Source organism: Actinoplanes teichomyceticus ATCC 31121, assembly GCF_003711105.1.
GTDB lineage: Bacteria > Actinomycetota > Actinomycetes > Mycobacteriales > Micromonosporaceae > Actinoplanes > Actinoplanes teichomyceticus.
Map to the genome: position 1 here is coordinate 5,393,612 of NZ_CP023865.1, position 10,166 is coordinate 5,403,777.

The window sequence follows — 10,166 nt, forward strand, 5'->3', positions numbered from 1 at the left end:
AGCAGGGATCACGGCGGCCCGCGAGGGGATCTACGGGGTGTTGGTGTCCAGGGCGATCCGCGCGGCAGCCTCGCCCCAGAAGCAGATCGAGTGCGTCTTGCCTGCCCGCTCGGTGTCGTGGTCGCGGTCGTACACGTCGCAGCACACGAGCTCGGCGCGGATTCGGTAGGCGATCTGAGCGCGTAGGTCGCGCTCGACGATGGCGAGCACGGCCTCCACGGCCGCGCGGTGGGACGCGATGATCCCCGTCATGTCGAAGAAGTGGCTGACCGGGACGCCGTAGTTGTTGAGCGCCATGCTTTCCGCCCACGCGCGACGGCTCCCCTGGACCATCTCGCCGGTCGGCTCGATCACGACGCACCTCCGATCGGCATCCGGTCAAGCCAGCGCAGCACTGCAATCGCATTGGACAGCGCGCAGTCGTCGCCCGCCTCAATCCGCGACACGGTCGAGAACGACATGCCGAGTTCCTTCGCGGCCGCGCGCAGCGAAAGCCGCCGGGTGCGCCGGGCTTCCCGCAGCAACAGCGGGAGGCTCGCGATGATGTCCGCCAGCTCGGCATACGGTGTGGGCAGGTTGCCGCTCACGCCCCACCTCCGAGCTGCCCGCGCACCTTGTCGAGCGCGGCGACCAGCGCGGCCGGCTCGTCGCTCTTCGCCAGGGCGGCCAGCAGCGGCACCGCGCCAACCAGCAGGGTCACGAAGTCCTCGCCGGACATGGTCACGAACCCGTCGCCAGGCGAGGACTTCCCGCGCCGGTGGTGCCACACCACGCCGACCGCGACCCCGGCGTGCTTCGCCTCGGCGGACGCCTCGTCCACCCAGGCGGCCAGCGTGGTCGTCTTGCAGTTCTTCGCCTCGATCACCAGCGGCAGGCCGGCGACGTCGCCCTTGTCCTGCGAGCCGGTCAGCGCCCGCCGCTCGACGCCCGGGAACCCGGCGCCGGACAGGTAGGCGGTGATCGAACTCTCCCAGGCCGTACCCTTTTTCCTGCTGGCGCTCATGCCGCCTTCCTCCAGTCCCCGCGGGCGATGTTCCGAATGTGCTGGCGACTGCAGCCGAACCCCCGCGCCAACTCAGTGGTCGATCCGCCGGTTCGGCGCGCCGGGTGAACTCCCGGAACGTGGCGGTCGCGAACCTGCTTAACCTGCTCCCAGGTCAACTTCTCGTTGGCGTTCCGAGCGCCCTCGGCGCCGCGGCCCCTGCCCTTCGCGGCCATGTCCGCCGCGTTGTCAGCCGGCGTTCCCAGGAAGAGATGCGCCGGATTGCAGCACCGACGGTTGTCGCAGGTGTGGCAGACGAAAAGGCCGTCAGGGATGGACCCGTACGTAACCTCCCAGGCAGCGCGGTGGGTGAAGATCAGCCCCTCGCCCTTACGTCCGCGCCCCGTCTGTCCGTAGCCAGAGGTGTGGATGTATCCCTGCCACTCCCAGCAGCCGGAGGGCTTCCGCTCAACGCGAGCCCATAGGCGCTCGCTGAGAGGGCGCGGCGGCCGATGCCCGCCGATGTACTCCGCTGTCCGCAGGGCCGGCCGACCGCCGCACCCGCAGGCGCAGACTCGGGTGCCCTTGGCCTTCGAGGCGCTCATCGCCGCACCGCCGGGTCGATCGCCAGGGCCAGCTTCCTCAGCGCCGCCCGGTCCAGCTCGCGGAGGATGCAGTGGCCGTCCTGCGTGCTGACGATCAGGCCGGCCTCGCGCAGGATCCGGACGTGGTGCGAGATCGTCGGCTGCGTGAGGCCGATCGGCCCCTCCAGGTCCCGGTTGGCCATCGCGCCGCGCACGGCGAGCAGGTGGATGATCCGGAGCCGGGCCGGGTCGGCGAGCACCCAGAGTTGGCCGGCGAGGACAGCGGCGTCGTCCGGGGTGAAGTTGGCGGCGAACGGGGAGGTCACTGGCCGGCCTCCGCCCGCTGCCGGTCGCGGCGCTCGATCAGCGCGGCGATCACCTGGTCGGCCTGCTCGCGGGTGAGGTCGGAGCTGGAATTGAGCTCAGCCAGCCCCAGGACCCGGGCGGTCAGGCTGAGCCGGGTCTCCCGGTTCTCCTCGCCGCCGTACCCCAGCTCGTTCCACAGTGCGTGCATGTGCCGCATCTGCTTCTGGTCGACCTTGCCGTCCGGAGACTCGCCGGGCAGCGGCGGCCGGGACGCCTGCGGGCGCTGGGTGCGCTGCACGGCCGGGCCCTCGGCGGCCGGCGCCGCCGCAGCGCGCTGCTGCCGCTGGTTGGCCCGCTGGGCGTACCGCTGACCGGCCGCGGCCGCGCCGTCGTCGTCATCGCCCTCAGCGGCCACGCCGGTCGCGATGGTCAACGCGTACCGGCGGGCATAGGTAGCCTGGCTGCCCGTCTGCTGCGGGTTATCGGACAGCTTCAGCGGCCACACGCCGTCCTGGAAAGTGCCGGACGCGACGTGCAGCAGCTTGTACTTCAGCGCGAACTTGCCGTCGTCGAGGAACCCGGTCCAGGTCCTCCAGACCACACCGAGCGCGTTGAGCTTCGGCAGGATCACCGCGTTCGCCTGGACCAGATCGGCGTACTTCGACTGGTGCGCCGCCTTATCCTTGATCAGCACCGGCGGGTCAGCCTGGAACGCCAGCATCGCCTCGTCGATGTTCTTCGGCTCGATCATCAGAACGGCACCTCCTCGGCGACCTTGGTCAGCGCGTACTGCGAGGCGGTCGGCGGGACGATCGGGTCGCCGACCAGGTCCCGCAGGCCGTCGACGATCCGGGCGACCTCCGCGACGTACAGGAAGTCCCGGTACACGTCCTCGCCGGTCTCCAGCGGGATGAAGTGGTAGCCGGTCGGCGTCAGGTGCACGCCCGCGGCGAAGTCGACGGCGGGCATCTCCACCACGTCACCGGTCCGCGGATCGATCAGGAACTCCGAATGCCGGTACGGGGCGAGCTGGAGGGCGACGTCGCCGAAGATGCCGGACCGGGAGGTCTTCCAGTCCAACAGCGCCCTGCTGAACCCCTCCTCGTCGCGGCTGATGTGCGCGTACTCCGGCATGTCCGGCAGCAGCACGTCGGCGATCAGGTCGCAGGTGCCGACGTGCCGGTTGGCCTCGGAGTAGACGACGGCCTCGACGTAGACCTGGCGCACCTGGAAGTCGTCGAGGAACTTGACGCAGGACTCGACGTAGCCTGCCAGTTCGTCGGGGACGGTGACCTTCTCGCCGGCGACGAGCCGCTCGGCCATCTTGTGCACCGCGCTGCCCTTGTTGGCGGCGGCGTCGCGCTTCTCGTACCGGCCGCCCTTGATCTTCTTAAGCCGCTCGGAGTAGGGCAGCTTGGCCAGCTCGTCCCAGTTGTCGACGGCGTACTCGGCGGTGGCGTCTCCGGCCCAGTTGAGCAGGGCGGGCTTGGGCAGGCCGCCGCCGTTGATGGTGGTGACGCCCTTGACGCGCTCGCCGGTGTCGAGGTCGACGTAGTAGTGACCTCGGGCGGTGTTCTTGCGCTGGATCTTCATGCGGTTCTCTCGTCTCCGACGTAGCGGGCATAGATCGTGTAGACGCCCTCGAACGAGCGGGTGCAGGCCTCGAAGGAGCCGGCCGGGGCGAAGCACCGGACGGAGCCCTGCCGGATTCGCGTGGTGATCGATGCGGCGTCGGCGCGGTGCCACCGGCTCTCGGTGACCCCAGCGAGCGCGGTCTCAGTAGCGGGGCCGACCGCAACCGTCACGCCCTCCTGCTGCCTCGCCCACCTCATCGCCCGGCCCACGGCGCGCCATCCGCTGAACGGCTTCATCGGGCACCGCCCCAGGAGGCCGGGACGCATGACGGGCAGTAGTCTTTGCCGCCGCGAGAGGCGACCCGATCGTCCTTGCGCCGGTGGAACCGCCACCCCTGCTGCTCGGCCGCTTGTTTGAGCGAGAACCAGTTCTCGCCACGGCGGCCGAACTCGCTGTCGCAGATGTCGCAGACGATGGCGTAGAGAAGCCCCCGGATCATCGGGCACCGCCCCGCTTCGCCAGGGCCGCGTCGAGGGCGGCCCTGGCCATCTCGCCGTCGGTGGCGGCATAGGAGGCGTCACCGATGATCGGCGCGTTGTGCTCGTCTTCCGGCAGTTGTTCACCGGAGTAGTTGTGCTCGTTGCGGATTCGGAGCACGGTGAAGCCGGATGACTCCAAGCCCCTTCGGGCGGTCTCGACGGCGTAGCCGGGACCCCGCAAGTCGGAGTCATCGTCGATTTGGACGACCGCGGTAATGGTTCGGAAGTGGGAAGCCATCACGCCACCGCCCCGGCCCAGCGCACCGTCGCGTCGGTCCTGCGGCACACCAGGCACAGCGTGTGCGCCTGCTGCCGGGTGGTCAGCGCCAGCGCGGGCCACAGGACCACGGTGCCGGGGTACGCGCCCTCGACGCGCACCGTCACAGGCACCTTGTCGTGGTCGAGCTGGCGGGTCAGGGTTTCCGCCTCGGGCACGGTCAGCGGGTGCAGCGGTCGGCGCGCGGTCATCGGGCACCGCCCTCGTGCTCGCGCGCAGCGACCCGGCGGCACTCGTCCACCAGCCGCACGTAGCTGTCGGTGCTGACGCCCGTCAGCTTCTCGACGACCAGGAGCAGCAGCACGACCAGCTCGGATTCGCTGGTCACGTCGTCGGCCTGGACCTTGACGTCGAAGCCGACCGGGACGTCCTCGTTGGGCGGGCAGTCGATGACGATGCGCGGTCGGCGGCTCATCGGGCACCGCCCGGACGGTGCTCCGGCCGCACGCAGTAGTCCTTGCCGCCGGGGCGGCCGACCAGCCAGCCCGCCTTCTTGGCGGCCTCCCTCGCCTGGGCGACCGTGTTGGCGTAGATCGCGGGCTCACACTCGTACGGCCCACCCGCTCCGTCACAGCGCAGTTCGACCTCGGTGTAGACGCTCATCGGGCACCTCCCGCCAGGTTGATGCCGACCCGGGCCAGCGCCCGCAGCAGCAGGCCGCGGCGCACCGGCTCCGGCGCGGCCTCGGGCGGCGGCGGGGCGGCGTCCCGCACGCGGTGGCGGCCCGCGTACCCGGCCGGCGCGGCAGGCTCCTCGCTGACAGGCTCCGGGTCGGCGGACTCCGGGTCGGCCGGGATGCTGATCAGCGGCAGCTCGCCCGTGGTGATGTCGGCCAGGGCGAACGAGCGGCGCATCCACTGGTTCGTCGGCTCGGCGTCCGGGCGGCGGGCCAGATCGGCGTGCGGGTCGAAGGCCGGGATGATCCGGGTGTCCTCGCCGACGGGACGGCGGTGCTCGCCGGTGTCGTCGGGCTGAATCGTGACGGTCACTGCTATCTCCTGCAGGTCAGAAGTCGGTGGGGAGATGGGGCCCGGGCCGCGGACCCCCCGGTACACGCGGCCCGGGAGCTGGTGTGTCAGCGCGCCACGGTCAGCGGCGTGTGCGGCAGGGTGAGCAGGCCGGGCGTGCCCTGGCGGATCGTCTCGGCGTGCCACACGCAGACGTGCGCGGCGACCGTGACGACCACGCCGGGACGCCGGTACTGGACGCTGGCGAGGTGGGTGGCGTCGCCGGGGCACTCGGTGACCTCGGCGACCGGGAGGCCGAGCTGGGCGATCTGCTCAGCCCACTCGGCGATGCGGCAGGGCAGCGGGGAGGCCATCAGCGGGCCTGGCCCATCGCCCGTCGGTGCTCAGCCATGAATCCCCGGTCGAAAGCGGCCGCATCCTCGGCGTCCTGATCGAACGGCGTCGGCGTCACGTCGACCAGCTCGGGCTCCCGCTCCCGGGTACCGTTGGTGGCGATGTCGCTCACCGCGTCGGCGACGTGCAGCGGGACGCGGGCCGGGTTGGCCGGCGCCTCGGCAGGGAAGGTTGCTGCGGGCTCGCCATGCACCTCGCAGTTGAAGAAGCTCGCCTCCGTGCTGGCGCAGCTGCACTCCGGCTCGTCCGGCTCGTCCGGCGTCTCGTCGACCAGCCCGCCGTCGGTCACCGCACCGACCGCAGGGGCGCCGCCCCGGCCCGGGCTTACCGGCGTCGGGTCGTCGGGCTCGCTGTCGGCCCGGGTGTAGGTCAGGCCGAGGTCGTCGCGGAAGGCGTGCTCACCCGAATGGCCCGCCGGCAGCGTGCAGTCCCCGCCGCACCGGGACGAGCGGCCGGCGCGCAGCTCGGCCACCTCGGCGCGCAGGCGTTCGATCTCGGCGTCACGCTCGTCCGGGACGCCCGGGCGGCCGTCCTCGTGCCAGGTGAGCAGGCTGTACCGGACGATGCCGAACCTGACCTCCGCCGACGTGCGGTCGGGTTTCGACTCGTCGACCTCGACCCCGTGACGGGCGGCGAAGTCCCGCACCCGGGTCAGGCCCTCGGCGGGCGAGATGCCGTCAGCGAAGTTCGGATGCGCCATCTGCTTCTGGCCGAAGATGTCGATCGGCAGCGGCACATCCGGGTTGGCCGCGAGCCAGTGCGCGAAGTCGTGCAGCGCGCTGATCTGCGAGGCGCGGTGCGGCTCGGGTACGTTGTGGGTCATCGGACTGCCTTTCTGATCGCTTGGGTGTCCGGTGCTGCGCGCCGCCCGGGGCTACGGGTGGCGCGCTTCTTACGTCTGGGGCTTCGGGTCCGGCTGCGGAGGCGGGCCGGGCGGGGAGCCGGGCAGGCTCGGCGGCCACCCCTCGGTGCTCACCGCAGCCACACCGAGTCGGCCGGGGCGAACGCGGCGTCGAGCAGGCGCTCGATGTCGGCGGGCAGCAGGCGGCCGGCGCACACGAAGGTGGTCCTGCCGCAGCCGTCGCAGCCGGGAACCTCGTGCGGGCCGTGCGGCCAGTCGTCAGAGCAGCGCTGGGCGTACATCGCTACGCCGCCTCGATCTGCTGCTGCGTGCCGGTCAGCCGCTTCCGCAGCTCGGCCAGGCCCTTCGGGCGCACCCGAACCTGCGGCGGGTCCAGGACCAGCTCACCGGTTCGCGGGTGGTAGTGGCTCGACGCCAGCTCCGTCAGCCAGCCGGCGTTCACGGCCCTCTGGTAGACCGCCCACCGGCGGTCGGCCTGCCGTCGGTAGACCCAGCCCTCGCGGTGCATCAGCGTGAACAGCCGGTCCCGGCCGATCTTGATGAGCGGGTCGCGGGACAGGATCTTCGCCGCGTCAGCGACCGCGTAGTCGCCGTCGGCCGACGCCAGGTGGTCCCACGCCTCCGCCTTCGGCGCCGCCTCGGCGAGCTGCGCGGACTGCAGCTCGATCTGGCGGGCCTGGTCGGCGGCGAGCTGGAGCGCCTCGGCGTACGTCTGCGGGATCGCCGGGGCGGTTTCGTACCGGCCGGTCTTGCGGATGGCCGGCAGAACCTCGTCAGTGACCCACCTGCGAAACTTCTTCGCACTGTCGTTCCGGCTCCGGAAGATCAGCGCGTACAGGCCGGACTCGCTGACGGTGGACATCCGCTGCTCACCGCCGGGGGTACGCACAAGCGCGTACCCCTTCTCGTCCTCGTCGAGGTTGCGGAGGGCATCGGACGCCATCCGGAAGTTGAGGATCGCGCAGACGTCGGCGGCGACGAACCAGGGCTCGCCGTCCACCAGGACGGTCCGGACCTCGACGTCGGCGTAGTTGAAGATGGCGAGGTCGTTCATGCCGCGCTCCGGAGGCTGGTCTCCTGCGCCTCTGCAGCGGCCAGCTCCATCTCGATCGCCGCGAGGGTGCGAGTCAGCCGGGCGGCCACCTCGCGGCCCTCCGGCGTGTTCGGGTCGTAGGGCTCGTCGCGGCCGGGGCCGGGCGGCGGCGGGGGCGTAACCGGCCCCGTCATGCCGCGGCCGCCTTGTCGCGGATCTCGAACAGGTCCTCGAACTTGACGCCGACGCCGTACTTGGCGAGCTTCTCGGCGTGCTCGCCGAACACCGACAGCACCGCGGCGATGAAGCGCTCGCCGATGATGCCGTCGCGTGCCCGGCTGATGGTGATGCGGTCCATCTTGATCGCGCGGCTGAGCGCAGCATCGGTGGTGAGGTCGAGCAGCTTGGCCACGAGCGCGAAATGATCGGTCTTGAGGAAGACGCCCGCCCTCACCTCCACAGGTGGGGGCGGTGCGACATGCATGTCGTAACTCACATGTCGCACAGTACTCCCGACATGCATGTCGTGCAACTGGCACTTAAGGGGAGTTGAGTGCGACATGGATGTCGCATACGATGCGCTGTATGACGACGACACGTGACGTCCGAAAGCGGCGTCTACGTAAGGAAAGATCGGCCCGTCTGGGCTATCCGATGCCCGCCATCACGCTGGATCAAAGGTTGACACGTATGCCGCAATGTCGCGGCACGCATGTCACGTATAGTCTGGCCATGCCAATGGGCCCGATCGACCGTGAAGCCTGGGCTCGTGAGGTCCAGCAGCTCATCGTGCGCTTCGACCCGGGCCCCAAGGGCACCGGCAATAAGAGCGCCTTCGCGCGGCGGGTCAAGGTCACCACCCGCACGATCGAGCGCTGGATCGCCCAGGAGAACGACGTCAAGGTCGAGACGGTGCGTGCGCTCCTGACCGCGCTGAACCTCAGTCGGCAGGAGAGCGTCGAGCTCCTAGGGCGTATCGGCTTCCACCTCGGCGGCTCCCCCGTCATGCCTGACCCGGACAGCGATCCGGTCATCCAGCGGATCAAGGCGGACCCGGCCTGGAACGACGAGCAGCGGAAAGACCTCATCGAGGCGCAGGTGGAACGCATCAAGGATGACACCCGGCGCCGGATGGAGGAGTACGAGCGGTTCGCCACGTGGAACCGGGCGTCATGAGCCGGCGTCGGCCGGCTGCCACGCCGGACCGGCCTGAGCGCGTCGCGCTGTACGTGCGCGTCAGCGCGGTTATGGGCCGCGCCGGGGACGACTTCCACAGCCCGGAAATCCAGGTCGCCGCCATGCGTCGCGTGACGGCGAACATGGAAGAGGTCGCACTGATCGACGACGACATCGACCAGACCGGCCGGACCTTCTCGCGTGCGGGGATCGAGAAGATCCGGAAGCTGGCCGAGGCCGGATCGATCGATGCGGTGGCGGTCTACAACATCAGCCGCTTTGGCCGCAACGTGCTGGAATCGCTGCAGTTCCTGACCTGGCTGGCCGACCGCGGTGTGACGATCCTGTCGGCCACGGAGCACATCGACACCAGCACCCCGTCGGGCCGGTGGATGCTGACCAACCTGCTGGCCATCGCCGAGATGCGGTCCGATGAGATCGGCAACGAATGGCGGAGTGCGATTCACCATCGGACCAAGGCGGGGCGACCGCACGGCAAGATCCCGGTGGGCTACGAGCGCGGCGAGGACGGCCGGCTTACTCCGCACCCGACGCATGGCCCCGCCGTCGCGCGCGCGTTTGCTGACTTCGCAGAGGGCGCCTCGGTGAGGCAGGTCGCTCGCGACTTGCGCGCGGTGACCGGACTGCGAATGTCTGGCGCTACGGCACGCATGGTTCTGCGGAACCGCGCCTATCGCGGCGAGGTGCGCGCTGGCGGGGCGAGTCGGCCGGACGCCCACGAGCCGCTGGTCGACCCGGCCACCTGGACGCGAGTGGAGGCGCGGCTTCGCGAGACCGCGGTCATGCCGTCGAGGCTGGCGGAACCGAAGTATGCGCTGTCCGGGCTGCTGTGGTGCGGCGTCTGTGGGGGGCGAGGCAATCATCGGCCGCAGGACCAGAGGACTCGCACGTACTGCCGTCGCCAGGTGGAAGAGGAAGGCTGCGTTGGGTTCGGAACGCCGGATGCGGCCAAGCTGGCGGCCGGCGTGCTGGAGAAGGTCCGCGCGAAGGCGGCAGAGCTACGCGGCGACATCGCGGGCGCCGCGGTTGACCAATCGGGCGCGCATAACGACGCTGCCCGCGCGGCGGCCCTTTCCGAGAAGCTCGCCGAAACGCGCCGAGCAATGGTCCGGGCGGCCGAAGGGTGGTCCCGCGGGCGCATGGATGACCGTACGTACGACGCCACGATGGCTGCCCTGGAGCGCGACGAGCGGGAACAGCAGGGCGCCCTGGACCAGATAACCATCGCCCCCGTTCGGCTCAGGCGCGGAGAGATGGTGTCGCTGGCGGATCGGCTTCTGCTGCTCTGGCCCCGGATGAACGAGCTGCAACGGAACCGAGCGCTCAAGGACGTGGTTAAGGCGGTAACCGTGCTCCCCGTCAAGCCCTACGCCCGGACTCCGGCGGTTGATCGCATCCGCGTTGACTGGCTGTGACCTGCAGGTTGGCGAAAGGGCACGCCCGTGCCAGC

Annotated in this window: 21 protein-coding genes; 2 read left to right on the top strand and 19 right to left on the bottom strand. The window is 70.5% G+C overall.

Annotated features, from left to right (window positions below; translation table 11 throughout):
- Nucleotides 1–30: 30 nt before the first annotated feature.
- From ACTEI_RS23775 to ACTEI_RS23860, 19 genes are all read right to left on the bottom strand, one after another.
- On the bottom strand, nt 31–354 hold the full coding sequence (locus tag ACTEI_RS23775; protein WP_122979679.1) for a hypothetical protein: 324 nt from the start codon (nt 352–354) through the stop codon (nt 31–33).
- Complete coding sequence (locus tag ACTEI_RS23780; protein ID WP_122979680.1) at nt 351–587, bottom strand: helix-turn-helix domain-containing protein; 237 nt, start codon at nt 585–587, stop codon at nt 351–353. The genes ACTEI_RS23775 and ACTEI_RS23780 overlap by 4 nt, the downstream gene beginning before the upstream one ends.
- The gene (locus tag ACTEI_RS23785) at nt 584–1,003 is read right to left on the bottom strand and encodes a hypothetical protein (protein ID WP_187645909.1); all 420 of its coding nucleotides are present in this window, start codon (nt 1,001–1,003) and stop codon (nt 584–586) included. The genes ACTEI_RS23780 and ACTEI_RS23785 overlap by 4 nt, the downstream gene beginning before the upstream one ends.
- Nucleotides 1,000–1,587 (bottom strand): HNH endonuclease signature motif containing protein, encoded by a 588-nt coding sequence (locus ACTEI_RS39420; RefSeq protein ID WP_122979681.1) that lies wholly within the window; start codon nt 1,585–1,587, stop codon nt 1,000–1,002. Before ACTEI_RS39420 ends, ACTEI_RS23785 begins: the two co-directional genes overlap by 4 nt.
- A complete protein-coding gene (locus tag ACTEI_RS23795) occupies nt 1,584–1,892 on the bottom strand; it encodes an ArsR/SmtB family transcription factor (RefSeq protein ID WP_122979682.1) in 309 nt (102 codons plus the stop codon). The genes ACTEI_RS39420 and ACTEI_RS23795 overlap by 4 nt, the downstream gene beginning before the upstream one ends.
- Nucleotides 1,889–2,623 (bottom strand): ERF family protein, encoded by a 735-nt coding sequence (locus ACTEI_RS23800; protein WP_122979683.1) that lies wholly within the window; start codon nt 2,621–2,623, stop codon nt 1,889–1,891. Before ACTEI_RS23800 ends, ACTEI_RS23795 begins: the two co-directional genes overlap by 4 nt.
- Nucleotides 2,623–3,465, bottom strand: coding sequence for a hypothetical protein (locus ACTEI_RS23805; RefSeq protein WP_122979684.1), 843 nt, complete (start codon nt 3,463–3,465; stop codon nt 2,623–2,625). The genes ACTEI_RS23800 and ACTEI_RS23805 overlap by 1 nt, the downstream gene beginning before the upstream one ends.
- A gap of 274 nt (nt 3,466–3,739) precedes the next feature.
- Nucleotides 3,740–3,946 (bottom strand): hypothetical protein, encoded by a 207-nt coding sequence (locus ACTEI_RS23815; protein ID WP_122979686.1) that lies wholly within the window; start codon nt 3,944–3,946, stop codon nt 3,740–3,742.
- Nucleotides 3,943–4,224: a hypothetical protein gene (locus ACTEI_RS23820; RefSeq protein WP_122979687.1), complete on the bottom strand. Its 282-nt coding sequence runs from the start codon at nt 4,222–4,224 to the stop codon at nt 3,943–3,945. Before ACTEI_RS23820 ends, ACTEI_RS23815 begins: the two co-directional genes overlap by 4 nt.
- On the bottom strand, nt 4,224–4,454 hold the full coding sequence (locus ACTEI_RS23825) for a hypothetical protein (RefSeq protein ID WP_122979688.1): 231 nt from the start codon (nt 4,452–4,454) through the stop codon (nt 4,224–4,226). The genes ACTEI_RS23820 and ACTEI_RS23825 overlap by 1 nt, the downstream gene beginning before the upstream one ends.
- Nucleotides 4,451–4,678 carry a hypothetical protein gene (locus ACTEI_RS23830; protein ID WP_122979689.1) on the bottom strand — a complete coding sequence of 76 codons (228 nt, stop codon included), beginning with the start codon at nt 4,676–4,678 and terminating at the stop codon, nt 4,451–4,453. The genes ACTEI_RS23825 and ACTEI_RS23830 overlap by 4 nt, the downstream gene beginning before the upstream one ends.
- Entirely contained in the window at nt 4,675–4,866 is a 192-nt protein-coding gene (locus tag ACTEI_RS23835; protein ID WP_122979690.1) for a hypothetical protein, read from the bottom strand. The genes ACTEI_RS23830 and ACTEI_RS23835 overlap by 4 nt, the downstream gene beginning before the upstream one ends.
- A complete protein-coding gene (locus ACTEI_RS23840; RefSeq protein WP_122979691.1) occupies nt 4,863–5,252 on the bottom strand; it encodes a hypothetical protein in 390 nt (129 codons plus the stop codon). Before ACTEI_RS23840 ends, ACTEI_RS23835 begins: the two co-directional genes overlap by 4 nt.
- An 86-nt stretch (nt 5,253–5,338) precedes the next feature.
- Nucleotides 5,339–5,584 (bottom strand): hypothetical protein, encoded by a 246-nt coding sequence (locus ACTEI_RS23845; RefSeq protein WP_122979692.1) that lies wholly within the window; start codon nt 5,582–5,584, stop codon nt 5,339–5,341.
- A complete protein-coding gene (locus tag ACTEI_RS23850) occupies nt 5,584–6,447 on the bottom strand; it encodes a hypothetical protein (RefSeq protein WP_122979693.1) in 864 nt (287 codons plus the stop codon). Before ACTEI_RS23850 ends, ACTEI_RS23845 begins: the two co-directional genes overlap by 1 nt.
- A gap of 149 nt (nt 6,448–6,596) precedes the next feature.
- Nucleotides 6,597–6,767, bottom strand: coding sequence for a hypothetical protein (locus ACTEI_RS37305; protein ID WP_164466063.1), 171 nt, complete (start codon nt 6,765–6,767; stop codon nt 6,597–6,599).
- 2 nt (nt 6,768–6,769) lie between these two features.
- Entirely contained in the window at nt 6,770–7,540 is a 771-nt protein-coding gene (locus ACTEI_RS23855) for a phage antirepressor KilAC domain-containing protein (protein ID WP_122979694.1), read from the bottom strand.
- Nucleotides 7,537–7,713 (bottom strand): hypothetical protein, encoded by a 177-nt coding sequence (locus tag ACTEI_RS37310; protein WP_164466064.1) that lies wholly within the window; start codon nt 7,711–7,713, stop codon nt 7,537–7,539. Before ACTEI_RS37310 ends, ACTEI_RS23855 begins: the two co-directional genes overlap by 4 nt.
- On the bottom strand, nt 7,710–8,015 hold the full coding sequence (locus ACTEI_RS23860; protein WP_145830914.1) for a hypothetical protein: 306 nt from the start codon (nt 8,013–8,015) through the stop codon (nt 7,710–7,712). The genes ACTEI_RS37310 and ACTEI_RS23860 overlap by 4 nt, the downstream gene beginning before the upstream one ends.
- Before the next feature lie 89 nt (nt 8,016–8,104).
- Here ACTEI_RS23860 and ACTEI_RS23865 point away from each other — a divergent pair, with 89 nt between their 5' ends.
- A complete protein-coding gene (locus tag ACTEI_RS23865) occupies nt 8,105–8,695 on the top strand; it encodes a hypothetical protein (RefSeq protein WP_145830915.1) in 591 nt (196 codons plus the stop codon).
- Nucleotides 8,677–10,131, top strand: a complete 1,455-nt coding sequence (locus tag ACTEI_RS23870; protein ID WP_122979697.1) for a recombinase family protein — start codon at nt 8,677–8,679, stop codon at nt 10,129–10,131. The genes ACTEI_RS23865 and ACTEI_RS23870 overlap by 19 nt, the downstream gene beginning before the upstream one ends.
- The last annotated feature ends 35 nt before the right edge of the window (nt 10,132–10,166 follow it).

Bases quoted from the DNA above. Each gene is read 5' to 3' on its own strand.
- ACTEI_RS23805 (WP_122979684.1), bottom strand. From the start codon at position 3,465: ATGAAGATCCAGCGCAAGAACACCGCCCGAGGTCACTACTACGTCGAC.
- ACTEI_RS39420 (WP_122979681.1), bottom strand. From the start codon at position 1,587: ATGAGCGCCTCGAAGGCCAAGGGCACCCGAGTCTGCGCCTGCGGGTGC.
- ACTEI_RS37310 (WP_164466064.1), bottom strand. From the start codon at position 7,713: ATGACGGGGCCGGTTACGCCCCCGCCGCCGCCCGGCCCCGGCCGCGAC.
- ACTEI_RS23835 (WP_122979690.1), bottom strand. From the start codon at position 4,866: ATGAGCGTCTACACCGAGGTCGAACTGCGCTGTGACGGAGCGGGTGGG.
- ACTEI_RS23850 (WP_122979693.1), bottom strand. From the start codon at position 6,447: ATGACCCACAACGTACCCGAGCCGCACCGCGCCTCGCAGATCAGCGCG.
- ACTEI_RS37305 (WP_164466063.1), bottom strand. From the start codon at position 6,767: ATGTACGCCCAGCGCTGCTCTGACGACTGGCCGCACGGCCCGCACGAG.
- ACTEI_RS23820 (WP_122979687.1), bottom strand. From the start codon at position 4,224: ATGGCTTCCCACTTCCGAACCATTACCGCGGTCGTCCAAATCGACGAT.
- ACTEI_RS23865 (WP_145830915.1), top strand. From the start codon at position 8,105: ATGACGACGACACGTGACGTCCGAAAGCGGCGTCTACGTAAGGAAAGA.
- ACTEI_RS23830 (WP_122979689.1), bottom strand. From the start codon at position 4,678: ATGAGCCGCCGACCGCGCATCGTCATCGACTGCCCGCCCAACGAGGAC.
- ACTEI_RS23825 (WP_122979688.1), bottom strand. From the start codon at position 4,454: ATGACCGCGCGCCGACCGCTGCACCCGCTGACCGTGCCCGAGGCGGAA.
- ACTEI_RS23785 (WP_187645909.1), bottom strand. From the start codon at position 1,003: ATGAGCGCCAGCAGGAAAAAGGGTACGGCCTGGGAGAGTTCGATCACC.
- ACTEI_RS23845 (WP_122979692.1), bottom strand. From the start codon at position 5,584: ATGGCCTCCCCGCTGCCCTGCCGCATCGCCGAGTGGGCTGAGCAGATC.
- ACTEI_RS23815 (WP_122979686.1), bottom strand. From the start codon at position 3,946: ATGATCCGGGGGCTTCTCTACGCCATCGTCTGCGACATCTGCGACAGC.
- ACTEI_RS23855 (WP_122979694.1), bottom strand. From the start codon at position 7,540: ATGAACGACCTCGCCATCTTCAACTACGCCGACGTCGAGGTCCGGACC.
- ACTEI_RS23800 (WP_122979683.1), bottom strand. From the start codon at position 2,623: ATGATCGAGCCGAAGAACATCGACGAGGCGATGCTGGCGTTCCAGGCT.